Source organism: Ellagibacter isourolithinifaciens (genome assembly GCF_008831035.1).
GTDB classification, from domain to species: domain Bacteria; phylum Actinomycetota; class Coriobacteriia; order Coriobacteriales; family Eggerthellaceae; genus Ellagibacter; species Ellagibacter isourolithinifaciens.
The window spans coordinates 25,237-49,499 of sequence record NZ_WAJR01000016.1; the positions used below are offsets into that span (position 1 = coordinate 25,237).

General features: G+C 56.6%; 22 protein-coding genes. 13 read left to right on the top strand and 9 right to left on the bottom strand.

The genetic code is table 11. The features are described 5' to 3' along the window. The first annotated feature begins 25 nt into the window (after positions 1-25). Positions 26-643 carry a hypothetical protein gene (locus F8C90_RS07105; protein WP_158049825.1) on the top strand — a complete coding sequence of 206 codons (618 nt, stop codon included), beginning with the start codon at positions 26-28 and terminating at the stop codon, positions 641-643. Positions 644-947: 304 nt separating this feature from the next. Here F8C90_RS07105 and F8C90_RS07110 read toward each other — a convergent pair whose 3' ends face one another. The 9 genes from F8C90_RS07110 to F8C90_RS07150 form a co-directional block, all read right to left on the bottom strand. After that, positions 948-2,153, bottom strand: a complete 1,206-nt coding sequence (locus F8C90_RS07110) for an RtcB family protein (RefSeq protein WP_158049826.1) — start codon at positions 2,151-2,153, stop codon at positions 948-950. A 583-nt stretch (positions 2,154-2,736) separates the two neighbouring features. Continuing rightward, entirely contained in the window at positions 2,737-3,921 is a 1,185-nt protein-coding gene (locus tag F8C90_RS07115) for a Fic family protein (protein ID WP_158049827.1), read from the bottom strand. Between the two features lie 679 nt (positions 3,922-4,600). Then, positions 4,601-5,890 carry an ATP-binding protein gene (locus F8C90_RS07120; protein ID WP_158049828.1) on the bottom strand — a complete coding sequence of 430 codons (1,290 nt, stop codon included), beginning with the start codon at positions 5,888-5,890 and terminating at the stop codon, positions 4,601-4,603. A 677-nt stretch (positions 5,891-6,567) separates the two neighbouring features. Further along, complete coding sequence (locus tag F8C90_RS07125; protein WP_158049829.1) at positions 6,568-7,200, bottom strand: tyrosine-protein phosphatase; 633 nt, start codon at positions 7,198-7,200, stop codon at positions 6,568-6,570. A 99-nt stretch (positions 7,201-7,299) separates the two neighbouring features. Next, a complete protein-coding gene (locus F8C90_RS07130) occupies positions 7,300-8,502 on the bottom strand; it encodes an LCP family protein (RefSeq protein ID WP_158049830.1) in 1,203 nt (400 codons plus the stop codon). Between the two features lie 18 nt (positions 8,503-8,520). Further along, on the bottom strand, positions 8,521-9,396 hold the full coding sequence (locus tag F8C90_RS07135; RefSeq protein ID WP_158049831.1) for a class B sortase: 876 nt from the start codon (positions 9,394-9,396) through the stop codon (positions 8,521-8,523). Positions 9,397-9,606: 210 nt separating this feature from the next. Further along, positions 9,607-10,632 carry a CpsD/CapB family tyrosine-protein kinase gene (locus F8C90_RS07140; RefSeq protein ID WP_158049832.1) on the bottom strand — a complete coding sequence of 342 codons (1,026 nt, stop codon included), beginning with the start codon at positions 10,630-10,632 and terminating at the stop codon, positions 9,607-9,609. A 1-nt stretch (position 10,633) separates the two neighbouring features. Beyond that, positions 10,634-11,302: a YveK family protein gene (locus tag F8C90_RS07145; protein WP_158049833.1), complete on the bottom strand. Its 669-nt coding sequence runs from the start codon at positions 11,300-11,302 to the stop codon at positions 10,634-10,636. Positions 11,303-11,420: 118 nt separating this feature from the next. Next, positions 11,421-12,026: a hypothetical protein gene (locus tag F8C90_RS07150; RefSeq protein WP_158049834.1), complete on the bottom strand. Its 606-nt coding sequence runs from the start codon at positions 12,024-12,026 to the stop codon at positions 11,421-11,423. Positions 12,027-12,502: 476 nt separating this feature from the next. Between F8C90_RS07150 and F8C90_RS10940 the strand changes: the two genes are divergently transcribed. The 12 genes from F8C90_RS10940 to F8C90_RS10945 all read left to right on the top strand — a co-directional run bounded on the left by F8C90_RS10940 (position 12,503) and on the right by F8C90_RS10945 (position 24,199). Then, entirely contained in the window at positions 12,503-12,658 is a 156-nt protein-coding gene (locus tag F8C90_RS10940; protein WP_170264586.1) for a hypothetical protein, read from the top strand. After that, positions 12,658-13,464, top strand: coding sequence for a sugar transferase (locus tag F8C90_RS07155; protein ID WP_211361055.1), 807 nt, complete (start codon positions 12,658-12,660; stop codon positions 13,462-13,464). Before F8C90_RS10940 ends, F8C90_RS07155 begins: the two co-directional genes overlap by 1 nt. A 1-nt stretch (position 13,465) precedes the next feature. Further along, a complete protein-coding gene (locus F8C90_RS07160; RefSeq protein WP_170264587.1) occupies positions 13,466-14,686 on the top strand; it encodes a glycosyltransferase family 4 protein in 1,221 nt (406 codons plus the stop codon). A 4-nt stretch (positions 14,687-14,690) separates the two neighbouring features. Beyond that, on the top strand, positions 14,691-15,749 hold the full coding sequence (locus F8C90_RS07165) for a polysaccharide biosynthesis protein (protein ID WP_158049836.1): 1,059 nt from the start codon (positions 14,691-14,693) through the stop codon (positions 15,747-15,749). After that, on the top strand, positions 15,749-16,972 hold the full coding sequence (locus F8C90_RS07170) for a polysaccharide biosynthesis C-terminal domain-containing protein (RefSeq protein WP_158049837.1): 1,224 nt from the start codon (positions 15,749-15,751) through the stop codon (positions 16,970-16,972). Before F8C90_RS07165 ends, F8C90_RS07170 begins: the two co-directional genes overlap by 1 nt. Before the next feature lie 22 nt (positions 16,973-16,994). Further along, a complete protein-coding gene (locus F8C90_RS07175) occupies positions 16,995-18,245 on the top strand; it encodes an O-antigen ligase family protein (protein ID WP_211361057.1) in 1,251 nt (416 codons plus the stop codon). Continuing rightward, on the top strand, positions 18,229-19,554 hold the full coding sequence (locus F8C90_RS07180; RefSeq protein ID WP_170264588.1) for an oligosaccharide flippase family protein: 1,326 nt from the start codon (positions 18,229-18,231) through the stop codon (positions 19,552-19,554). Before F8C90_RS07175 ends, F8C90_RS07180 begins: the two co-directional genes overlap by 17 nt. A gap of 4 nt (positions 19,555-19,558) precedes the next feature. Continuing rightward, positions 19,559-20,791 carry a glycosyltransferase family 4 protein gene (locus F8C90_RS07185; protein ID WP_211361058.1) on the top strand — a complete coding sequence of 411 codons (1,233 nt, stop codon included), beginning with the start codon at positions 19,559-19,561 and terminating at the stop codon, positions 20,789-20,791. After that, positions 20,781-21,788 carry a glycosyltransferase family 2 protein gene (locus F8C90_RS07190; RefSeq protein WP_158049841.1) on the top strand — a complete coding sequence of 336 codons (1,008 nt, stop codon included), beginning with the start codon at positions 20,781-20,783 and terminating at the stop codon, positions 21,786-21,788. Before F8C90_RS07185 ends, F8C90_RS07190 begins: the two co-directional genes overlap by 11 nt. Beyond that, positions 21,785-22,975, top strand: a complete 1,191-nt coding sequence (gene wecB, locus F8C90_RS07195) for a non-hydrolyzing UDP-N-acetylglucosamine 2-epimerase (RefSeq protein ID WP_158049842.1) — start codon at positions 21,785-21,787, stop codon at positions 22,973-22,975. The genes F8C90_RS07190 and wecB overlap by 4 nt, the downstream gene beginning before the upstream one ends. Positions 22,976-23,005: 30 nt before the next feature. Beyond that, positions 23,006-23,896, top strand: coding sequence for a DUF2971 domain-containing protein (locus F8C90_RS07200; protein WP_158049843.1), 891 nt, complete (start codon positions 23,006-23,008; stop codon positions 23,894-23,896). A gap of 144 nt (positions 23,897-24,040) precedes the next feature. Next, a complete protein-coding gene (locus F8C90_RS10945) occupies positions 24,041-24,199 on the top strand; it encodes a hypothetical protein (protein ID WP_170264582.1) in 159 nt (52 codons plus the stop codon). Positions 24,200-24,263: the final 64 nt, after the last annotated feature.

Here is a 24,263-nt window from a genome sequence, read left to right on the forward strand (position 1 = left end):
GAGGTTGGTAAGAAGGCGGAACCGATTGGGCAGTGCAGCCTATCCCGCCTTCCCTGTGGGATACCTCGGTTTTCGTGCAACTTCTGAGCAGAAAGACAACGCCAAGTGCGCGAAGAAAGCGGTTTGGGGCTATATCAATCGCCTCCGCATCGACGAAGGATACGAATGCAGGGAGCAACACGATACATCCTTCCTTGCAACTGCCGAGAACGTGATTAACGCTTTTGCTGGATACGGGGATGACGATTCCTCGTTCGGGTTCGGCAATGCGCAAAAACTCATCAACATGACCGCGAAATACATTGCCTTGGGCATTTACATGGATGATTGCAGGGAGGACTTCCAATACTGTCATTGTCCTATGGATGGCATAATGGTGGATAAAGTTACCAAGCTCGCAGGAAGGTTGGTGGACGAGGGGGAAGAAGGACTCCGTGCTTCGCTGGAGAATTTCGCATACAAGCGCCCACGTGCCCACGACTGGGCGGCCAAGGACGAAGTCCGTTGGAGCAAGCTGACCCTCGAGAACCGAAAACCATGCGAGGGTTTCCAAGAAGTTGTTCGGGCTCTAGCGGAAAGAGAGGGGTTATCCCCGCTTGAGTTCGACTTTTGCGTTTGGGGCAGTGACGGAGATGAAAGATAGTAGCTCCGTGGGCGATTCTACTGCTGGGATTTTTACAGAAATCCCAGTAATGTAGCATCCTCGAAACTCAAATATCGAGCCCATTCGTTTTCATCCCCCCGAATCGAAGGAGGTCGGGTTTGCACCCAAAAGCCTTGCCGCTCACGCCCGACGCGACGCAAGTCACCCGACCCCTGTCTCACCCCGTCTCGCACCGGGCCTCCTCGTGTTTCTTCCTGATGCAACCGACGAAAAACCGACGAAAAATTTTACGTCGGTTTTGCGTCGGTTGCATCGGGCGGAAAGCAGCCCCCGTCGCCTTCCCTTACGACGCTTTGAAGTTGTAAATAGGCCTCATGACATCGATGATATCCACCGACTCGGCGATGGGGCCGATGATGTCCTCGATGGGCTTGTAGGCGCCAGGCGCCTCGTCGATGGTGCGCTCGTTCACCGAGGTCGAATAGATGCCCTCCATGGTGGTCCGGTACTCGCGCAGGTTGAGCGTTTCCCTTGCCTCGCGACGCGACATGACGCGGCCCGCGCCGTGGGGCGCCGAGTTGTTCCACGCCTCGTTGCCGCGCCCTTTCGCGATGATGGAGCCGTCGCGCATGTTAAGCGGAATGAGCACGGTCTCTCCCGCGTGCGCGGCGATGGCGCCCTTGCGAAGAACCATCTCATCCACGTCGATGTAGTTGTGGACGGTATGGAACTCCGACGAGGCGTCAAGCCCCGTTCTCGCCAGAATCTCCACCAGCATGCGCACGCGGTTGCGGGCGGCGAAGCGCTGGCAGACGTCAACATCGTGCAGGTAGTCGTCCATGTAGCTGCCGTACAGCCAGCACAGGTCGGCAGGCGCGTCGGGCTCTGCGCCCTCGTATTGCGCTGCGAGCTCCTTGAGCGCCGCCTGGATCTCGTCGCGGCGCCCGGCCGACTTGTACGCGTCGATGAGCTCCCGCTTGCGCTCGAAGAAGCCCTCCTTGCCGCTGTGCAAATCGACGGCGAGGCCTTGGTAGTAGTTCGCCACCTGCAACCCCAGGTTGCGCGAGCCTGAGTGGATGACCAGGCGCTGCATGCCGTCGGAGGCGACGTCGATCTCGATGAAGTGGTTGCCGCCGCCGAGGGTGCCCAGCGAGCGCTTGAGGCGCTTGACGTCCCTGAGCTCGCGGTAGCAGCGCAGCTCCTCGAAGTCGAATTGCTCCTTGCGCCCATCCCAAACGCGAGCACCCGAGGGGATCTTGTGGCACGCCTCATCGAAGGCGGGCAGGTCAATGGGCTTGTGGCCCAGGTCAGCCGTGAGCATGCCGCATCCGATGTCGACGCCCACGAGGTTGGGTACCACAGCGTCCGTGACCCTCATCGTGGTCCCGATGGTACAGCCTATCCCGAAATGCGCGTCGGGCATGATGGCGGTGTTTGCGCCCTCCGCAAACGGCATGCCGAGCATCGTGCGGATCTGCTCGACGCACGCGTCCTCTATGTTCGTCGCGTAGCACGCTGCCGTGCCGTGCGTTCCCTCAATTGTGAACATGGCAATCCTTCCTACTCCTTGGCGGCTCCTAGGAGTCTGGCGTGATGCATCATAGGCGCTCCCTTAGGAATTGGTTGTCCCTTCTTTCGTACACGCTATTTCGTAATACGGTCAGGTTGTCCTAGCGCGAATCGCATTCTTGGCGATTGGCCCTTTCCCAATCACTTTCGGGAGGCACTTCTTTGGAAGAGGGGTCTTGTTCGTCAAGTCATCGGCTTCGTGAGTTATGTGGTGGTGGGGAAGGGAAGGGGCTCGGCGGCGCGACCCTTCCGGGCGCAATTAGTGCAGCGATTCGGGAAGAATTCGGCACGAAAACCGAGGTATCCCACGACGGGGGCTTCATTTCTGCGCTCCATCGCGGGTTGCTTTTCGGTCGCGGGAAGAATTCCCAGGTCAGCGCATCGCCCAATTCGAGGGCGACCCACGACTCGTGGCTTCCCCGTGGGATACCTCGGTTTTCGTGCCAAGATTTGCCTTGGGGGCTGTACTATTTCAGACTCGCACGCCATTCCGATTCGGAAGAGCAACTTGCCCTTCCGAGCGTTCGCTTTTCCTGTTTATTACCGGAAGCGACCCCTTATGGCTATCGCGCTGCAATTCTTCGTATGCCTTGCAATCTCGATGCTTCCTCGAGTATCCCGATAAGCTCATCAGCCTGGTAGTACGCTCCTCGTTTCGCATTACCCATCTTCGAAAGGATACCTCTCTCGCAAGCGGTCTCTATAAGAGTGCGTGCCGCTCGGTCGGTGATGGCGAGACGGTTGGCGACATATGCGGCGTCCACGACAGGCTGTTCGACGAGAAGCTCGGGTAAACCGTGGGACGCCGATCCTGCGCGGTCGGTGTTCGAGGCACGCCATGCGCTCAACACATCGTCCACGTCGTCGGCGATGCGCAAACCGATGACGACGGCAAGCTCCAGAGCATCGGCAAAGCAGGCGATTATTGGCTCAATCTTTCCGACGTGGTAGGCGTCGAGCGCTTTCATGTACCGTTCAACGTCATGCAGCAGGCCCGCTGAGACGGGCAGGGTTGAATGCATCAGGACTTCGTCGTTTGCAAGCATGCGATGCACGAGCGCTCTGCCAGTGCGGCCGTTGCCGTCCGTAAAGGGGTGGATTGTCTCGAACTGCGCGTGGAAAATCGCTTCTTTGGCCACGGGAGGAACGTCCTCCCGCACCCCGAACTCAATTAGGTCGTTGATGTAGTCTGGAACGCGACTTGCGTGAGGGGGCACGAACGACGCTTCATGCGGGCTGTAGGGCGTGCCACCGATCCATACCTGCTCGTCTCGCAGTCCCTCCCACTCGGAGGTTTCTGCCATGAGCACGTCATGGATGCTGCAGATCGAATCGATGCTCACGGGTCCACTTTGCCGCAGAGCCTCGCGCATGGCGGCGACGTTGCCCGCGATGAGGAGCGCATTCGTAGGTGCCTTGTCGGAAAGTTCTGCGAGTGCCACATTGCGCACGCTCGATGTGAGCCTCTCAATCTGGGAGCTCGATGAAGACTCGCTTCTTAAAAGGAGGGCTGGAAGGTTCCAATCGCGCGCATTCTGGGCTTCGTCGAAGCGCGTTACGGCAACTTCGACATCTGCAATCCGCCGCTGAATCTCAGGAGACAGGTTGACCGTCAGTTGGGCAATCTTTGCTGGGAGCGCAGCCTCATATGTCGGCAAAATCTTGCGTCTGCGACTCTTGGGTATGAACGCGAGCTCGTCGTAATCCCTTTCCCATGCGCATGTCTCATAGGCTACACTCGGCCACATGACTTACTCCTTGCGAATTCAATGCCGATTCTGCTAGTTTTACGGAAGTGAATCATAATACACTTCCGTAAAACTAGCAATAGATGCCATCATTCGTGTGCCTCTTGTGATTACAGATGTTTCTTCGTTTGACGAGGCCGGCGCTCAGCTCGTCCGGCTGGACGCTCACTTCCAAACAGATTGTCGAGCCCGCCGAGCGCGTTTGCATCACGTTCTCCCATCCCCTCGCATGAGAGCCCTAAAGGGAATGTGGCGAAGTGTGGTGGTGGGGAAGGGGAGGGGCTCGACGTCGCGACTCATCTGGGCGCAATTGGTGCAGCGATTCAGGAAGATTCTGGTACGAAAACTGAGGTATCCCACGACGAGGGCTTCATTTCTGTACTCCATCGCGGGTTGCTTTTCGATCGTAGGAAGAATCCCCAGGTCAGGGACTCGCTCAATTCGAGAGCGACCCACGACCGCGCCTTCCGCGTGGGATACCTCGGTTTTCGTGCCAAAATCTGTCTTGGGGGCTGTACTTTTTCGGGCCGCTGTCCACTGCATTCGCTCAGCAAGCAGGCTTGTCCAAGAGCGTTGAATGCTGCCCCCGCTATATCGGGGGTTCGTCCGATTGTTGGAGGCTCGCATTCCCAACGCCGTTCCCGGACTCTTGGAGAGCGTTCAAAGTGCGTCCAAGAAGCTATTTTGGCAGGCTTTCCTCGTCGAGCAGAAAATCGAACACGGACATAGTCAGAATCCCCTCGTTGTCGTAAGTCGGCTTCACCACATCGCGCACGAGCACGATCTTGCTGAAACTGTCGGGTACTTCGCGAAGTGGGGCCTTTTCCTGGCGTGTCTTCTCCTCATCCGGCAAGTGAAGCGCCGACTGTATGTAATAGCGCCGGGAACCTAGATTCGCGACGAAATCCACCTCGAGTTGCTTGCGCACTACCTTGCCGTCGACGCGCCTAGCCTTCGCGACAGAGCCGACGTCGACGGAAAAGCCCCTCGCGCGCAGCTCGTTGTACACGATGTTCTCCATGATGTGGGTCTCCTCGACCTGCCTGAATCCAAGCCTCGCGTTGCGCAGGCCGATGTCCTCGAAGTAGTATTTCTTAGGACTCCCGATGTACTTGCGTCCCTTGACGTCGTACCGGCGGGCCTCTTCGATGAGGAAGGACTCCTCAAGGTAGCTGATGTAAGTGGAAATGGTGTTCGCGGTGATCTTCGAGTTCAGAACGCTTTTGAAGGTCGCCTCGATTTTGGGTGGGTTGGTGAGCGAGCCGATGGAGGATGCCAGCACGTCCACGAGGTCTTCGAGCTCTTGGGTCTTTGCCACCTTGTTCCTGGCCACCACATCCTTCAAGTATGTCTCGGAGAACAGGCGCTCTAGATAGCGGGACTTTTGCTCGTCCGTGCGCATGCCAAGAAGCAGGGGCATGCCTCCGAAGACGACATACTCGGCCCAACCCTGGTATTTGTCTCCCTCAAAGCCTTGCATGAATTCGGAGAAGGACAGTGGTCGCACTCGGACCTCGTCTCCTCGTCCGCGAAACTGCGTCATGACGTCAGAGGACAGCAGTTTGGAGTTGCTGCCTGTCGCATAGACGTCGACATTTCGCATGCGCAGCAGGCCGTTGAGCACACCATAGAGGCGAGGTGGTTCGTGCCCGCGCAGCTCCTCGTCGGAGATCGCGTATTTCACCTCGTCGAGCATGACGTAGTATCTCGACGTCTTATTCGCTATCTTAGACTTCAAATAGCTGTCAAGTGCACCTGGGTCGCGCAGGCCCCTGTTCGCTTCCTCGTCCAATGCGACCTCCACGATATAATCGTCGCCAACCCCTAGCTCGTCCCTGAGGTAGTTGCCGAAGAGTTCGAACAGCAGATATGTTTTGCCGCACCGTCTGACGCCCGTGATTACCTTGATCATCCCGTTGTGCATTCTGTCTATCAGGCTGTTTAGGTATCTATCCCTGCGCACTTCCATGTCTGCCTCCTTTAAATTTCATTTAGTGATTATGTCACATGTTGCATTTTCGCTCAATGTGAACCCATGGTGCGATGCAATTCGGTCATAGAGCGTTTGACAATCAGGAACGTTCGCGGCGCAACGGTCGTTCGCGTCCGTCAGGCATGAAAGTCGCTTCAGACCTTTGCGCTAAAAGTGGCTGTCGGGAAAGCGTTAGCTGTTGGAGTGAAAGCTGATTCGAGTCCAGCCTTTCTGAATGTTCGTCATCGCCACAACGACGTGTGCGCTGTGGCGGCCTTTCGTCGGCGAAAGCAACAATGCGGCCTTGCGTGAAATAAATCACCTGACCTGCCGTCTTGTCCGTCTAACTATCGGCTTCGCGAGTTATGTGGCGGCGGGGGAAGGGAAGGGGCTCGACGTCGCGACTCTCCGATAGGCGGCAGCGGGAGAAGAAGAATCGGAGACGTCTTCCGAGAGCAATTAGTACAGCGATTCTTTTCGCGCGCAGGCGCGATCGACGATTAAGCGATTCTCGATACTCTGACGATAAAAGCGATAATGACGACAATCGCGAAAGGCCAGGTAGGACTTTGGAGGGAAAGAGCAAGTCCAAAACTAACCTGTTCTAGCCAACAGCAAACGCTGATCCACCTGCGCCTGCCGGGCTCAATCAAAGATTGGGCAGAAGATAATCCCTAGTATTTCTGGGCTTCCTTGAGCGCTTTGAGGTAGGTGGCGTAGTGCTCTACACGGTGGGCATCGCTTGCGAGGTAGTCGACCAGCCCGTTCTTGAGCAGCGCCGTGGCGGTGCGCCGGCGCGGGTTGAAGATGCCTCCTTCCACGAAGTTCGCGGAAAGCTGAAGCCGGCAGCCCATTTCCCTCATCTCGCGCGCGACGTCGATATCCTCCTGCACGGGCTTGTAGCGCTCGGGGTGGGCGATCACGATGTCGACGCCCTTGCCCTGGATGGTGTAAATCGCGCGCTGCCAGTTCGCCGGCAGATGGCTGTTCGAGAACTCGAGCAACAGCAAGTTGGTGCCCTTGATGCAGAGGCTGGGCGCCGCGTCGAGCCCCATGTCGGCGAGCTTCTTCCAGTGCACCTCATATCCCAAGCTCAGGCGCACGCCATTCTTCTCCGCATGCGCCTTGAAGGCCCGATAGCGCTTCTCGATGAGCTCCGCATCGAAGTCGGAGTGCTTGCAATGGGGGGTGCACACGATGTGGTCGATGCCGGCGTCCCGCGCGGCAAGCAGCATCTGGTGGGATTCCGCTGGCGAGCGCGAGCCGTCGTCGACTCCGTTTAAGATATGGCAATGGATGTCGAACACGCCCTCTCCTTTCCCGCGCTGCCTCGCTGCCCGCTCGTTTACCGTACGCTCGCTTCGCCGCACGTGCCCGTGCCCGCTCTCTTGTCGAGCACGGCGGCCCTATTCCTCGCTTCCCACCTCGTGATAGTACACGTTGAGAACCGTCTCGTACACGTTCGTCTTGTCCAGGTAGAACTCAGCGAACTTGTCCCCCTGCTGCATGGTGCCCTGAAGGGTGGTCATGTCGACCGACGTGATTCCTGTCGCCAAGACGGAGCTTGCCAGGTAGCTGAACTCGTTGAGTCCCAAGTTCGTCACGGCATAGTTCGAAGCCGTCGTGTACAGGTTGACAAGCGTCCCGACATTGCCCTGGGCACTCGAGAGCGCCTGCTTGCAGAAGGCTTCGACGAACTGCGACTGGCGCGTCTGGCGGTCGAGCGACGAGGTCAGCACCGATGTGTCGCGCCACTGCACGTACTTGAGTGCGTTGCTTCCGAACAAAACGGTCGGCTCGCCCTCGACGATGTTGGTGTTGGGAATCGACTGTGTCGGGGTCAGCGACACGCCACCGATGGCATCCGCGAGCGCGCCTACGCCGTCCATATCAAGCGAGAAGTAGTAGCTCACGGGCATGTTGTACAGCACGCGCGAAACTGCGGAGGCGGTGTATTGGCTGCTCAGCTCACCGCCGTCGCCGTATGCGTAGGCCAGGCACAGCTGCATGGTCGACATGCCGGTGAAGATGTCTCCCATGAACTCGCCCACCTCGACCATCGAGTCACGCGGGATGCCGATTCCCGTCGTCTTGCCGGTGTCGAGGTTCACGGCGAGCACCATGATGGCGTCCGCCTGCCCGACGCTCTTGCCCGGCACGACCTCCTCGGTCTGGCGGTCGTAGCCTATGACGGCGACGGAAACCATATTCTCGTTCAGCGCGTACGTCTTCCCGTTGTACTCGACAGTGCGGCCCTCGTCGTAGGTCACGGCGCTATCGTCCGCCTGGATGTCATCGGCGGTGTTGGCCTGCTTCACGGCGCTCTCGCCAGACTTCATGAAGGCGAAGGCGGCGATGGCGATGGCGACCGCGATCGCCACGAGAATCCCCACGACGATAGCGACGCGCTTCAAGATCTTCTTGCGACGCGAATGATGGCGCTTCTTCTTCCTGATGAGGACTTCTTCCTCCATCGTCTGGGGCGCCTCGGGGGTTGCGGGCACCGGGGTCCCCTCGGGAGCCTCGGGGGTTGCGGGCGCCTCGGGGGTCGAGGTTGTGCCGCTGCCCGCCTCATCCAGGGCGTTGTCTTTCGTTTCGCTCTCTTCCAAAGTGCTTCGTCTTTCGCGTTAGTAGGTCGGTTGGTCGCTGACGAGAACTCCCGTCACGAGGTATCTTCTCACGATGTGGTTGGAATCGCCGGTGCAGGTGCTCAGCTGCACGATTTTATCGCTTGAAGTGAGCGTTGTTCCCTCGCGCACGTTCTCAACGAGCGAGTCGGGGCTGAGTACCGACTCGAAGTACTGCTGGACGATGGTCGGGTCGGAGAAGTTGAACGAGTTCAGGATGTGGCGGTTGTCGTACTGGTAGGCGGCAATCACGCGGTAGGTGAGGATGTGCCCGTCGGTGTAGAGGTACATGTCCTCGTGGGAGTCGAAGAAGTTTTTGTTCTCGAAGCGGTGCAACGTGGTGAACATGGTTCCCTGCACCAGGTTGTGCCCGTAGATCACCGTGACGGGGTCGGAGAAGTCAGTCCTGTTTGCCAGCTGCGTGTAGATGGCGCCCTCCTCGGACCATTCGCCGTCCTTGTTGTGCTTCAGGTAGAACGTGTCATCGGTCGGGTGCTGCACCACCGGGTAGTTCACATCGGTGCCGGGGATGTAGATCCAGGCGTAGATGTCGGGGTTCTCCAGGCGAAGCGACGCGAAGTCGATGGGGTTTTCCACCCGCGGGTCCGCAGCGTCCTGCGAGGCAGCGGGGGCTTCTGGCTCGGGGGTTGTGGCTGCCTCCTCGGCCGATTTCGCGATCTGGGCGTTCTGCCACACGAGGTACGCCCCGCCGGCGATTGCCGCGCACACGAGCACGACGAGCAGCACGATGAGCGCCGCAATCTGCGGGCATTTCTTGTGGGAGCCGTCGCCCGTGCCCGATGCGTTGGCGCTCGGTGCCTTCGCGTGCTTGGGGGCGATATCCTCTTCGGTCGGTTTCGTCTTGTCGTTTGCCATGTGTTCCTTACAATGATGCTGGTCAGCGAGCTGTCGGCGGCCCTGATCGTGTGAATTGTCGGCAGCGCTGCCCGTGTGGGTTGCACGCGCCACCGCCTGCACAAACCGCCCGTGCGATTCGCTCTTTCCGCTGGCCGAGTGCCTCTTTCTCGCAGGGCGTTTGAAAGCATGACGGGAAGCCGAAGCGGGCTTCCCGTCATGGGCGCTGTGTTAGATCCTCGTGTTCTTGTGGCGTGGCGCGCGACCGTCGGCACGGCGTGGCACTGCTGGCTTGAAGGCGCCGCGCGGGAACTGCTCGTCGGCGCTCGCTCGAGTGGCCCTCTGTGGGCTTGCAGCTGGGGGCATGCCAGCGCCCGCATTCGCGTTCGGGCTCGCACCTGCGCCCACACCCGCGCCCGAACCTTGCCTCCGTGGCCGTTCGCCGCTTTCTCTGCGTTCTGCCTGCTTGGGGTCGATTCCCGCCTTGCGCGCCCATTGACCGATGTCGTCTGCGGCAAGATCGCGCGCGTTGGGGTTCTCCATTAGCTGCTTTTCGCGGTCCTTGTGGGAGACGCGTTTCCCCTCGGAGTTGTAGTAGACGTAGTAGTAATCGTTGTTCGCCTCTTCGCGCGAGAACGTGATGACCGATCCTAAGATGCGTGCATTTGCGGCCTTGAGCTGTTGCACGCCGGCGACGACAGCGTCGCGCTTCGCCGCGCGCTCGCGGATGACGTACAGCGTGCCGTCGACCAGGTTCGATATGATGGCAGCGTCAACGAAAAGCCCGATAGGGGGCGAGTCGAATATCACGTAGTCGAACATCTCGCGCAGCGTGTCGACGAGAGCCGCGAAGCGCTTGGTCGAAAGGACGTCGGGAGGGGAGGGGATGTTCGGCTCGGAGTCCATGAAGTACAGGTTGGGGCGGTCGGTCGGGTAGATGGCGCTTTTGAGCGGCGCCTGCCCGACGAGCACGGAATACAGGCCGCATTCCGTGTGGATGCCCAGAAGCCCCGCGATGCAGCGGCGACGCATGTCGGTGTCGACAATGAGCACCTTCTTGCCGGAGCTGGCGATGGCGCAGGCAAGGTTGGTGCTGACCTGGGTCTTGCCCTCATCCATGCCCGTCGAGGTGACCACGATCGTCTTCACCTTCTCGTCGATGGAGACGAAGCGGATGTTGGCGAACAGCGTTTTCGAGGCGTTGCTCAGAAGCGGATTTTGGAACTGGCTAGGGCGCTTGCGGTTTTTCTTGGCCATGTTACCTCGCCTTCTTCGGCTTGGGCATGCGGCCGAGAACGGGAATCCCCAGCAGCTCTTCGGCGTCGTCGCCCGACTTCACGGTGGTGTCCAGCATGTCCTGCAAGACGATGATCGCGATGGCGACGAACAGCCCTGCGAGCAGGGCAACCGCGGTGTACATGACTCGGTTGGGGCCGGAGGGATTGTCTGGCACGCTCGCTCGGTCGATGATGTTCACGGCGTCGAGCTTCATCGCGTCGATGGCGGCCTTCGAGGTGCGGTCGGCGAGCTCGTTGGCCACGCTCGCGGCGCCTTCGGGGCTTTTGCCCGTGACGGTGAGCGTGATGACGCGGCTCGTGGTGTCGGAGGTTACCCCCACATCGAAGCCCTTGAGGTCGCTCATACCGAGGGCGCTCGCGGTGGAGCTCATCACAGTCGACGTCTTCGCGATCTTCGCCAGGTCGTTCGCAAGCTGTTGGGAAGCCGAGGTGTCGGAGCTGGTCACGCGGCCGGTTCCGTCGGTCGCGTTCGTCGTTTGCGTCAGCACGTAGAGCGACACGTTGGCGGTGTAGTTGTTGGTCATGAAGCCCCAGCAGTACGCTGCGGTCGCGCCCGCGAACACGAGGGGGAACACGAGCACCAGGTACCATTTCTTTCGAAGGAGCTCGAGCAGCTCAAGCAGGGTCATTGAAGCGGTTCTCCTCTATTCTTCCTACAACAAAGAAGAGGGCAGCTGCGCCCTCTTCTTTGCAATGTCATGCGCGCAGTACGGTTTCCCAGGTCGGGAACCGCGTGTGCTGTCAGTGCTATTCAGCGAGCTTCTTGCGAAGGACCACACCCACGCCAACGGCGGCGATGGCGCATGCGGCGGTGGCAACGGCGATGCCAGTCATGTCAACGCCGGTCTGCGGGGAGGTGGAGCTTGCGTCGGTGGTGGCACCGGTGACGGTGGAGGAGTCGACCGCGATGGTCACGAGCGAGAGGCCATCGGTGGAGATGGTCACATTGCCGTTGGAGACGGTCGCCGTCTTCGTCTCGGTGCCGAGGTTCGCGTCGCGGCCCTGGTGCTCGATGAACACGGTGGCGGTGGCGCCGTTGTACTCGGTTCCCACGTTGAAGGTAAGGGTGTAGGGGCCGTAGGTGCTGCCCTCGGGCACGTCGTAAACCTTGAAGGTGCCTACGATCTTCTGGGTGGCGCTGAGCGACACGTTGGAAGCCTGGTCGGAGGTTGCCTCGACGACGAGCTTGCTCGTGGAGTCGTCGGTCTTGCCGGTGACCGTAAGGGATGCGCCCTGGGATGCGGTGCAGGTGTTGGACGTTACCTTCTGCGGGCTGTTCGATGCCCATGCCAGAGTCGGCATCGCCATGGCGAGGGCGAGCGCACAAATCATGGCAGTAAGCTTCTTTTTCATCGTTTCCTCTTTCACTTGAGCGAATGCGTCAATGCTGATGATGTGTTGCATCATAGCACATGGGGACGGGGACGTGCGCCTCCGTCGGGCAAGCAGTGGGCGGGAGCCCCATTTTGCGGCGAACCAACAGCAACTTACCTTATCCTCATCACGATAATATCTTCCCTGTATAATGGCTTCAATGGAGATCGCCTATTCTTAACAAAATTTCGCAATAGAGTGTTTGTTTGAGGACTTACTGTTTATTTTCTATGGAACCCCGACATTTATTTAGGATATGATAAATAAATCGTAATTAATTTAAGAGGTAGGGCGAAAGCGACCTGATTCAGGTCGAGGTTTTTGTGCGCGGGCGAAACGGGAATATGACGAGCGGAACCCTACATGTCGAGCACATGCGGATGGAGATGGCGACGATTTTTCAAGAGGTAGACAGGCTTGGAGGCACGCGAGTTGGCACGGAGGGAGAGGGACATTTGGTATCGCAGAGCGCTATCGGCATAGCGTTCCGCGCTGCCAAGAGGTCCTTCGACATCGCGGCTGCGGCTGTGGGTATGGTGAGGGACCATATCCTCGCGCGCATCCCGGAAATGCATCTCGCAAAGCCCGCTTTGAGGGCGGTGTGCGCGTAGTGTCCGTAGAAGATGTCATGACGCCATTGGCTGTGTCTGCAGCTAATGGCGGCGTTGAGGAGCCGCCTGCCTACACCTCCGTCGAGCGCCGTGAAGCGGCGAATATCGACGCAGTTGGGAAATATGAACCCAAGTTAACTGAGAACGGCATCCCAGCGGATATGCTGGCGAAGCTCCTCCCGGGCGACGACGTGATTGAGCTCGAGATGCCAGTTGTAGGCGGCAACTTAGCTTACCGTTTCGTGAAGCGCGCTTTCGATGTGGTTTCATGCAGCTGCGCGCTGATTATTCTCGCTATTCCCATGGCAATCATCGCTGCGAAAATCAAGCTCGAGAGCCCCGGGCCTGTCATCTACTCGCAGAGGCGTGTCGGCAAGAACGGCAAGATTTTCAACGTCTATAAATTCAGAAGCATGTATACCGATGCCGAGGCTCGCGGTGCACGGTGGGCCGTTGGGGATGACCCGCGCGTCACTCCGTTCGGCAAGTTCATGCGGGAAAAACGTATCGATGAGATTCCTCAGTTTTGGAACATCGTAAAAGGGGATATGAGCCTAATCGGACCCCGTCCTGAAAGGCCGGCGTTTTGCCAGGAATTCGAGAAGAGGATTCATGGTTGGAATTATAGGACGTCTGTTCGTCCTGGCCTCTCAGGCCTGGCGCAGGTGATGGGCGGTTATAACTTGTTGCCTAAGGAGAAAGTGGTGCTGGACTTGGAGTACATCGAGCATCGCTCCATCGTCGTGGACCTGAAGATCATATTGAAGACGCTCGGCGTTGTTTCGACTGGCGAGGGGGCTCGGTAGGGTGCGTATTCTTGTCTCTTGCCAGCACTATTGGCCTGAGCCCTTCAACACCGGTGACGTATGCGAGGCGCTTGTCGCGCGCGGCCATGAGGTGACCATCATCACTGCGCTTCCCAATACTGGAATGCCGGGAAACGATATTCCCGATGAGTGGCGTGATTCCGCTCGTCGCGACGTTGTGCGAAACGGTGTGCGTGTCATTCGCGCCGATTTACATCCGCGTCTTACGGGCGGAGTGAATCGTGTTCGCAATTACCTGAGTTTCTGGCGAAACGCAAATAAAATAGCTAGAAGCCTTGGTGACGAGTATGACGTTGCCATGGGGTATCAGTTTTCGCCCGTGATGCAGGCTGATCCTGCTCTTGTGTGGGCGAAGGAGAACAACAAAAAGGCGCTGTTGTACTGCTTCGACTTGTGGCCTGCTTCGCTTTTGGCGGGTGGATTCAAGGAATCCTCTTTGCCGTTCAGGTGGATGCGTTCGGTATCTAAGCGTATTTACTCGCAGGCCGACCGTATCGCCGTGACCTCGCCGCTTTTTGACGAGTACTTTCGTAGCGAACTGGGGCTTAGCGTTCCCGACTCGGCATACCTTCCGCAATATGCTGATGATGCCTTCTTGTCAGCGCCTGCGGATTCTGTGCCCGACGGTTACGAGCTGGCCAAAACCAATCTTACGTTTGCGGGCAATGTGGGCCAGGCTCAGTCGGTGGAGACCATAGTTGAGGCCGCTGGCTTGCTGCGGAATGAGCCCTCGATAGCTTTTCATGTGGTGGGTTCCGGCTCTCATTTGGATGCCTGTAAAACACGGGCTGCAGAGTTGGGGCTTCATAACTTAGTGTTTCACGGCAGAAAACCCGTGGAGGACATGCCAGCGTACTATGCAGCGTCCGACGCAATGCTTGTGACCTTCGAAGCAAGTCCAATGGCTGACTATACGCTTCCACGAAAGGTCACGACCTATTTGGCTGCTGGCAGGCCCGTCCTGGCGGCGCTCGATGGCGAAACGCGCCGCGTGCTGGATGAAGCGAATTGCGGCTTGTGCTGCGACACGGCAGATGCCGAGGGGCTGGCCCGCATTGTGCGCAGATTTGCGGCGTTGCCTAATGAAGAGAAGGATCGCATGGGCAGGCGTGCTCGTGAGTATTATCTGGTCCATTTTACCAAGGGTAGATTTCTCGATGAACTCGAGGCTCTACTCGCCAATCTTATTGAGGAGAGATAAACGTATGACAACTAGCACTGCATTCACCGGCAAGACTCTGATGATTACTGGCGGCACAGGAAGCTTTGGCAACACCGTGCTAAAACACTTTGTGCATACCGACTTGGCGGAGATTCGCATTTTCAGTCGAGACGAGAAGAAACAGGATGACATGCGTCATCGTCTGCAGGAAAAATCACCCGAACTTGCCGATAAGGTGCGCTTCTTCATCGGCGATGTGCGCAACCTGCAGTCAGTACGCGATGCAATGCATGGCGTAGACTATATTTTTCACGCTGCAGCATTGAAGCAGGTGCCTAGCTGCGAGTTCTTTCCCATGGAGGCTGTTCGCACTAATGTACTAGGCACGGACAATGTGCTGCATGCCGCTATCGACGAAGGTGTTGATCGTGTAGTGTGCCTTTCGACCGATAAGGCTGCCTATCCCATCAATGCCATGGGAAAGTCTAAGGCTATGATGGAAAGCATTATATATGCCAATGCGCGCAATGGTGCGGGGCGCACGACTATTTGCTGCACCCGTTATGGCAATGTGATGTGCTCGAGGGGCAGCGTGATTCCTCTCTTCATCGATCGTATCCGCAAGGGCGAGCCGTTAACCGTCACCGACCCCAATATGACGCGTTTTCTCATGAATCTTGATGAAGCGGTGGACTTAGTGCAATTTGCCTTTGAGCATGCCAACCCGGGCGATTTGTTCATTCAAAAGGCACCCGCGAGCACTATTGGTGATCTTGCTGAGGCAGTTCAGGAAGTGTTCGGACGCGTAGGTACGCAAGTCATCGGTACTCGTCACGGCGAAAAGCTCTATGAGACGCTAATGACTTGCGAGGAGCGTTTGCGTGCAGAGGACATGGGCGATTACTTCCGCGTAGCCTGCGACTCGCGCGATTTAAACTATGATAAGTTTGTTGTGAATGGCGAAGTAACGACTATGGCCGACGAGGCGTATACTTCCCATAACACCAGCCGTCTGGACGTGGCTGGCACGGTGGAGAAAATCAAGACCGCCGAGTACGTGCAGCTAGCCCTAGAAGGTCGCGAATACGAGGCGGTGCAGTAGTGAAGGTTCTGGTTACTGGCGCAAATGGATTTGTAGGACGGAATCTTTGCGAAGCGCTGAGGAACATAGCCGAAGGCAAAGACCGTAGAGGGAAGTATCAAAGCCTGCTCCCTCTGACCGTCTATGAGTACGATCGTAACGGTACGCAGGAAGAGTTAAGCTTCTACTGTTCCGCTGCTGACTTCGTGTTTAATCTGGCGGGCATCAATCGCCCCAAGGACCCTTCAGAGTTCATGAAGGGCAACATGGAGTTCGGCGAGACGCTGCTTAGCTTGCTTGAGCACCACGGCAACAAGTGCCCGGTGATGCTTTCGAGCAGTGTTCAGGCTTCCCTTGAGGGTCGCTACGCTGGGAGTCCTTATGGCGAGAGTAAGCTTGCAGGTGAAGAGCTTCTGTTCGATTATGAGGAGCGCACGGGTGCGAAGGCGATGGTCTATCGTTTCCCGAACCTGTATGGAAAGTGGTGCCGCCCGCGGTACAACTCGGCCGTGGCCACGTTTTGCGATGCCATTGCAAACGATCGAGAGTTTCAAGTCAACGACCCTTCGGTCGAGCTCGAGCTGCTCTACATCGACGATTTGGTAACCGCGATGCTGGATGCCCTTGTGGGCGACGTGCGTCGGTGCCGCTACGCCGGTGCCGAGTGCGTGCCGGCCGAGGACGGCCGTTACTGCTACGCCCCGGGCGCCCAGAAGGCGTCGCTGGGCGAGATTGTGGGTCTCCTGAAGGGCTTCCGCGATGCGCGCGAAACGCTTGCAGTGCCGAATCTAGGGGATGGATCTTTCAGCAAAAAGCTCTACTCGACGTTCTTGAGCTACTACGAACCGGGCCGCTTTGCCTACAGTTTGAAGCCCAACGTAGATGCGCGCGGGAGCTTCACCGAGTTCCTTCGCACGCCCGATCGTGGCCAGATTTCTGTTAACGTATCAAAACCTGGCATCACCAAGGGAAATCACTGGCACATGAGCAAGTGGGAGAAGTTTCTCGTCGTCTCTGGCACTGCGAAAATCAAGCTTCGCAAAGTGGGTGCCGATCAAGAGGGAAACCCTTATCCTGTTGACGAGTACGTTGTAACCGGAGGGGATATGCGTGTGGTAGAGATGATTCCCGGTTATACGCATAGTATTACAAACCTTTCCGATGATGAGGATCTGGTGACCGTGATGTGGGCCAATGAGCCGTTTGACCCTGAGAATCCTGACACTTACTACGATTTGGTATGAAATGAGTTTTATAAATAGGATAATGGGGGTAAGGCTCGATCGTCTATTTGTTGGCTTGTTCGTCGGGGCAACTGTTTGCTTGAATAGTTGCAGTGCGATTTCAACCCTTAAGGGTTTTTCTGGAATTTGCTTTCCGCTTGCCGTCCTTGCCTGCGTGGCGCTTTTGTTCTTGCCTGATCGGGAAGGTGACAAGTCTGCTTTGATGGTTGGGGTTCTGGCGTTTTCAGTTCCCCCCGTTTTTTCAGCTTTGGCAAATCCAAGCTATTCTAATATCACGAACACAACCTCGCTTCTCGCGGTAGTATTTCTTGCGTATCTTTGTGCTCGGAAAGAAGATCCTGAGAGCCTTTGCAAGGTCTTTGTTTCTGTGATGTGCGTCACTTCGGTATTTTCGCTGGCTTTATGGGTTGTGCTTAATATCGCGGGCATCGATTTGCCCTTGCCTATTCTCGAGAACGTCAACGGCGTTCATTACAAAACGATAATCATCGCTTCCCAGTTCGAGGAAACATATATAGAGGGAAACAACAGTATGGGTTTCTTTTGGGAATCGGGTGTTTTCGCTTCATATTTGCTTCTTGCAATAGCCGTCGAGTTCATGCTTCAGAGCAAGGTTTCAAAACTACGTCTTTCCTTGCTAATTGCCACCTTGCTTACGACTGGCTCAACCGCTGGCATTCTTCTACTTCCGCTGGCGCTTTCTGTCGGACTTCTTAAACGTGGCGGAAAAGTAAGGATTGCCATATCGTTAAGCTTGCTCATCGTATTTATCGTAGTGCTGGTTAATTTCTCGTCGATTATCGCTGAGCTCGCAAAGATAAATCCGTCATTGTTTAGCAAGCTTACGGATGCCGATGCTGTGACTAGGCTCACAAGGCTTCAGTCGCCTTCTATTTGCTGGGATTTGTTTGTTCAAAGTCCGGTCCTTGGCTATGGTTACGGAGGGGCTTTGGATGTTTATTCCGCTTATGTCGCCTCAAATTCTACCGTTGACTCTTTGACGACTACAAGTTTTTTTCAGCTTGCTGCTTTTGGAATTTTAGGCTTTGCTATGTGGCTTGTTACTACCTGGAGCGTGTTTGCCACTCGACGCCTGCCGGCAACGGCGGCATTTGTGCTGCTGGTCATGTTCGTGATCGTCATCAACAAAGAACCTCACACTGCATCGGCTTTGACCTATATGCTCATTTTCGCTTTTCTATCCTTTGGAGAAGGACTCACCGATCTGATTTCCGGATCTAAGCATGAGGGTGCCAATGAGAAGCAAGCTTAAGCTTAGCATAGCAGCCAATGCCGGAATTAAGGTGCTAGCACTCGTCGTTTCCCTTGTCTCAACCCCGTTGATGATGAGTTTCTTTTCGAACGACGCCGTGCTTGGCGCCTGGTTCACGGTTCTTTCCGTGTTGAATTGGATTTCGTTCTTCGACTTTGGGATTGGCAATGGGCTGCGCAATGATCTCACCTATGCCCTTAGCGAGCACGATGATAAGAAGGCGTGCGTGGTGATCTCCTCGTCCATCTTCGTGCTGGGGGTTGTTGTCATTGTGCTTATTCCCTTAGGGGCAGCGGCGTCCGTCTTAGTTGACTGGAACGCGGTTCTTGCTGTTGGCAAAGGGGAACTCGGAGCTGACGACCTTGCCGCCGGCATGACTATTGTTATTGTGGGGACCCTTCTCCAGCTTATTCTGAAGCTTGTGAACTCCCTGCTTTACGCGGTTCAAAGGAATGCGGCACCTGCCTTGCTCTTGCTCGTATCTAACTGCCTCATCCTGCTTGCTGTCGCCTTCCCGCCTGTTTTGACAGGGTCGGGCGAGAAGTTCATGTATATGTGCATAACTGAAGTAGTCGCGTTGTCCGTTCCCCTTATCTTTGCTGCATTTGTGCTTTTTGTCACTAAGTTGAAGTCCTATGTTCCTAGGTTCAAAAATGTGAGATCGAGCTATTTTCGCGCCCTGGGCTCTCTCGGACTCAAATTTTTTGTGATTCAGATAGCCCTGCTCTTCATTTCCTCGACTAATGAGATGTTTATCGGTTTGCTTTGCGGATCGGGAAGCGTGGTTCCGTACTCCGTTGCCTTTAGGGTTTTCAATCTTATTCTGGTGTTCTTCGGTGTCATGGCGCAGCCGATTTGGTCCGATATGGCCAGTTCGTTTGCGATGCGGGATAGCCGTAGAATTTGTATTGTTCACAGGAAATACCTCGCACTAGCTGTCATCGCTTCCGTCGGAACAATTGTTATAGGACTGTTTATCAACCCCGTGTTGGCAATATGGCTGGGCAGCCAGGCGCCTGCACTTTCGTTAGTGGAGTCGGCTTCCCTCGTATTCCTTGTGGCGGTGACGGTGTTGACCAATTCCGAGACCTGTCTTGGCAATGCCACCAATCGTCTTGGGCCGCAGGTTGTAGGTTACTGCCTGGGCGCAATCGCAAAATATCCACTCTCGGTAGGGCTGTCAATCATCATCCCGGGCTGGGCTTCGGTTGTGCTTGCAAATGGGTTCGTGCTCATCCCGGTCTTGGTTTCCCAGCATATTGCCAATCGCTGGCTCACCGCGAATGGCGAGGAGGATTCTGTTGCATAAAGACATGACAAAAGAAACCCTATACTTCGTTGGCGGCTTGTTTCCGCGCGAGCGAGAAGATGAGATAAGGAGGCTTACGAAGTCTGGTCTTCAAAATGCGGCAAACAACCTTCAGTGGAAGTTTGTACACGGTTATGACTTATGTCTTGGCGAGGATAATGTCCATCTGTTGAATTCTGAGTATATTGGCTCTTTTCCTAAGAGATATGGAGGGGTACTTATTCCTCGTTACACTTTTCGGCACGCCAAAGGCGAATCGAGCGATGTTGGAGCGGGGTTCGTCAATCTCCCCGTTCTCAAGGAGTTTTCCCGCGCTTCGAGGCTGAAGGCTGAGCTGAGGCGCATCAATTGCGAGGAAGACGAGCGTTTGTATTTTGTTGGCTACGCTGCGACTTATCCCATTGTCACTGCGCTCAAGTTCGCAAAGAGGCGCTTTCCAGATAGTGTATGCTGCCTTATCGTTCCAGATCTTCCTCAATATATGGAGCTGGGCGAAAATGGCGCGGGTCTGCTCCATAGGATTAAGAACCACGTTGTCTCATGCGGAATGAGGGGGATGGATTGCTACGTACCCCTTACGGCGGCTATGGCTCCTTGCCTCGGTGCTGATTTGTCGCACTGTGCGGTTGTCGAGGGTATTGCGGACGTGTCAGGTGCCGAGCTTGCGAGAATACCCAACGCCAGTCTTCCTGCTCGATATATCCTATACACGGGCACGCTTCAGTATAGGTATGGTATCGGTGATTTGCTCTCCGCGTTCAAGCATATTGACGATGGAGATGTTGGCCTAGTGATTTGCGGTGATGGGGAGGCTGTGGAAGAAATACAGAAGATGCAGTCGGAAGATTCCAGGGTGCGCTATCTCGGCGTGTTAACCACTGAAGAAGTGGCTATATTGCGTTCTGGGGCGACGGTCCTCGTGAATCCGCGGAAGAATGAAGGGGAGTACACGAAGTTCAGCTTCCCTTCGAAGATGATGGAATACCTCGCGTCCGGTGTTCCCACGGTTGCGTACAAACTTGATGGTATGCCCGATGATTACGAAGGGCTTTTCGTTGACGCTGCTCAGGATGGTCTTGACGTTGCTATCGAGCGAGTTCTGAAGATGAGCCCCGAGAAGGCATCTAATCTTGCTGAGCGGGCGCGAGCATTTGTGCTCAGGGAAAAGTGCCCCGAGCGACAGTGTGAAAAAACACTCGAACTTCTGAGGAAGGAGGCCGAACGTAATGAGCGATAGGGAACGATTTGACATCCCGGTTGTCGTATTTATCTTTAAGAGGCTCGATACTCTTGAGAAGATTTTTGCGCGACTGGCAGAAATACGACCTAAAAAGCTGTACCTCATCGCCGACCAGGGGCGCGACGATGCTGAACGAAGCGCAGCAGCAGAGGTAAGAGAGGGCGTTGAGGCTTTTATCACCTGGGACTGTGAGGTCGTGCGGGATTACGCCAAGGAGAACCGAGGTGTGTATGGCAATATCGCCCTTGGCGCCAAGAAGGTTTTCGAGCAGGAGCCGATGGCGATATTTCTGGAAGACGATAATCTGCCATCTGCCTCGTTCTTCCCTTTCTGCGAGGAGATGCTCAAACGCTATAAGGATTCAAACGAGGTGCTTTGGATTTGCGGAACCAACTATCTTTCCCGGTACGATGCCGCAGACGGAGCCTCATACGTGTTTACGAGGCAACTCATGCCTTGCGGATGGGCGTCTTGGGCGGATAAGTTCCTCGGCTCGTATGACTTCGAATTGGAAAAGGTCGGGGTAGGCGACAAAACGCGCGCACGCTCTACCTACTCGGTTCACAGGCTGTACCCTCAGCAGCTCTTCAATGTTGAGTACGAGAAGGCGCATAGGGAAAGAACGGGCCGTTTTTATTCGTGGGACTACCATATGGCGTGGACTCTTAGGACTGGAGGCTACTACGGCATTGCGCCCTGCGTGAACCTAATTGAGAACATCGGGGTGGATGAGTGCTCGGAGCATGGCGGTACAGATCTTGCCCTCGACATGACGAACCGGTTCTGCTCGATGGCGGGCTATGAGCTCTCTTTCCCGCTAAGACATCCCGATACCGTGGAAGTGGATGGTAACTACGAGAAGCTCATCGAGCGCAAGCTGCTCTATCCGATGAAAGATTACTGCGGCGTGCTGGTGAAGCTTGCCGCGAGGCGTTTGTTCGGCTTTCCGCCGGACCTTTCGCTCAGGCAAGCTATCAGGAGGACTTCGAAATGATTAACCAGGATGAAAAAAAGATAGTTCGATTTAAGGACGACGGCCGTTTAAAGCTGCTGATCATCGTGGGCACGCGCCCCGAGGTCATCCGCCTCTCGGAGGTCATCAAGAAGTGCCGTCGCCATTTTGACTGTCTGCTGGCGCACACCGGACAGAACTACGACTATACGTTGAACGGCATCTTCTTCCGTGACTTGTCGCTTGACGACCCCGACGTGTATCTGGATGCCGTGGGCAGCGACCTGGGCGAGACGGTGGGAAACATCATCGCCGCGAGCTACAAGCTCATGGTGCAGGTGAAACCTGATGCTCTGCTCATCCTGGGCGACACCAACAGCTGCTTGTCGGCTATTGCTGCCAAGCGCCTGCACATCCCCATCTTCCATATGGAGGCGGGCAACCGCTGCAAGGACGAGTGCCTGCCCGAGGAGACCAACCGCCGCATCGTGGATGTTATCAGCGACGTGAACCTGGCCTACTCCGAGCATGCGCGCCGCTACCTGAAGGACACCGGCTGCGCCCCCGAGCGCACTTACGTGACGGGCAGCCCCATGGCGGAGGTGTTGCGCGCGAATCTCGAGAAGATCGAGGCGTCCAACGTCCTTAGCGAGCTGGGGTTGGAGTCTAAGCGTTATATGCTGCTCAGCGCCCACCGCGAGGAGAACATCGACACCGAGGCGAATTTCACGAGTCTGTTCACGGCTATCAACGCGCTGGCCGAGAAGTACGACATGCCCATCCTCTACAGCTGCCACCCGCGCTCTCGCAAGCGCTTGGAAGCCACGGGCTTCAAACTGGACCCGAGGGTCCGCATGCACGAGCCCATGGGTTTCCATGACTACAATTGCCTGCAGATGAACGCCTTCGCGGTGGTCAGCGATTCCGGCACTCTGCCCGAGGAGTCGAGCTTCTTCGCGAGCATCGGCAAGCCTTTTCCGGCGGTGTGCATCCGCACCTCGACCGAGCGTCCCGAGGCGCTCGACAAGGCGTGCTTCACGCTGGCGGGCATTTCCGAGAAGGGCCTGCTACAGGCAGTGCATACCGCTGTGGCTCTGGACGCTGAGGGCAGCTACCCCGAGGCTCCTGTGCCCGATTATGCTGATGAGACCGTGTCCACCAAGGTGGTTAAGATCATCCAGTCCTATACCGGTGTGGTTGACAAGATGGTGTGGCGCAAGCAAGAATAGCCACGAAACGCATAACAGCGGAGGAGCACAATGGGAGAACGGGATAGCATCAAAGAGGCGAAGCCGACTCTTGCGGGTGTTCTAACTGCCTACGAGAAGCAAGTTCTCAGAGATGACGTCTTATATCACTCGCAGCCGCAGGAGCACCTTGAGGGGTACAGGGATGTGCTTTCGTTTCTGGCCGACAGGGGCGGGATGCACCGAGAGTACAAGCACTATGCGACCCGCGCCCGCATAGCTGGCATCTTGGGGGGCGGCGCGCTATATCTGACTGACGGCACGAGCTGGAACGACAAATACGACCGCGAGCACTTCAATCCTTCCTTCATGTCAACCAAGCGTTTTGGGGCGTGCTTCTCGGCTTCGTCCACTGAAAGTGTCGCGATGTGGATGCTCTATGGGGGCATGGATGGCAATGGCGCGATGATCAACTTCGATCGCCGAACGTTGCAGGGGGCGATGGGCCGCGAATCGTACGAATGCGGCTGGTTCGGTACCGACGGGAAGTTCGAGTGCATCGTGGAGCTGCCTGCTGACAGGCTGAGTCTGCGCCTCGTTGACGTCCTTTATTTCCAGAATCATGCTGACGGCAACGTCACCGTTGGCAGGCCGTCGATAGAAGGGGGCCGTCATGTTATGAACTGCCGGGCCTTCAACGGCATAGAGCAGATAGCGAAGCACCAGTCTTGGTCCTACGAGAACGAGGTGCGGCTCGTCGCCACGATCAGTAAACTCGACTTGGTGGGCAAGGCGTCGCACGTCAAGTGCGTCAAGATCCCGATCGATTTCGATGACGCCTTTGTGGCCGGCAGGGTGTTCGACTCGCCCGTTTCCGATGGCGGAGGCAATTACCGCGACAGCGAGCTTCGCGGAACCGTTGACTGGAACCTCTGCTCTGGCTGCGTGAAAGCCGGTGCCTGATGCGACTGCAAAAACGGAAGCTCTGGATTGACCGAGCTTCTGCCTTGCACTTGCTCAATGCGTATGCTGCCGCATTTGACACAAAGGATGCACGGATTGCGATTTAGTACGAGCATGCGATGAGGGTGGCCGCACGCCGTACCTGTGGCTCGACGCCGCGTCTGCTCGACGGCCGTGGTCACGGCGATAGGCTGCGACGAGGGCGGCTGGCGGCATGTGCTGGGCCTGTCCGTCGTTGCTTATTACGCCGATTTTGCTACGCCGTTCCACGTGCCGCTGCTACACCGTTCCGCGGTTGGCTGATACGCGCCGATGCGGCAACCGTTAGACCAACGAGGGGCGCGCGAGCGCCCCTCTTGGCATAATC

What these genes read in the sequence shown, in the direction of transcription:
- F8C90_RS07180 (WP_170264588.1), top strand. Translation starts at nt 18,229, where the DNA reads ATGAGAAGCAAGCTTAAGCTTAGCATAGCAGCCAATGCCGGAATTAAG.
- F8C90_RS07185 (WP_211361058.1), top strand. Translation starts at nt 19,559, where the DNA reads ATGACAAAAGAAACCCTATACTTCGTTGGCGGCTTGTTTCCGCGCGAG.
- F8C90_RS07140 (WP_158049832.1), bottom strand. Translation starts at nt 10,632, where the DNA reads ATGGCCAAGAAAAACCGCAAGCGCCCTAGCCAGTTCCAAAATCCGCTT.
- F8C90_RS07175 (WP_211361057.1), top strand. Translation starts at nt 16,995, where the DNA reads ATGGGGGTAAGGCTCGATCGTCTATTTGTTGGCTTGTTCGTCGGGGCA.
- wecB (WP_158049842.1), top strand. Translation starts at nt 21,785, where the DNA reads ATGATTAACCAGGATGAAAAAAAGATAGTTCGATTTAAGGACGACGGC.
- F8C90_RS07115 (WP_158049827.1), bottom strand. Translation starts at nt 3,921, where the DNA reads ATGTGGCCGAGTGTAGCCTATGAGACATGCGCATGGGAAAGGGATTAC.
- F8C90_RS07150 (WP_158049834.1), bottom strand. Translation starts at nt 12,026, where the DNA reads ATGAAAAAGAAGCTTACTGCCATGATTTGTGCGCTCGCCCTCGCCATG.
- F8C90_RS07145 (WP_158049833.1), bottom strand. Translation starts at nt 11,302, where the DNA reads ATGACCCTGCTTGAGCTGCTCGAGCTCCTTCGAAAGAAATGGTACCTG.
- F8C90_RS07165 (WP_158049836.1), top strand. Translation starts at nt 14,691, where the DNA reads ATGACAACTAGCACTGCATTCACCGGCAAGACTCTGATGATTACTGGC.
- F8C90_RS07190 (WP_158049841.1), top strand. Translation starts at nt 20,781, where the DNA reads ATGAGCGATAGGGAACGATTTGACATCCCGGTTGTCGTATTTATCTTT.
- F8C90_RS07120 (WP_158049828.1), bottom strand. Translation starts at nt 5,890, where the DNA reads ATGGAAGTGCGCAGGGATAGATACCTAAACAGCCTGATAGACAGAATG.
- F8C90_RS07200 (WP_158049843.1), top strand. Translation starts at nt 23,006, where the DNA reads ATGGGAGAACGGGATAGCATCAAAGAGGCGAAGCCGACTCTTGCGGGT.
- F8C90_RS07135 (WP_158049831.1), bottom strand. Translation starts at nt 9,396, where the DNA reads ATGGCAAACGACAAGACGAAACCGACCGAAGAGGATATCGCCCCCAAG.
- F8C90_RS07110 (WP_158049826.1), bottom strand. Translation starts at nt 2,153, where the DNA reads ATGTTCACAATTGAGGGAACGCACGGCACGGCAGCGTGCTACGCGACG.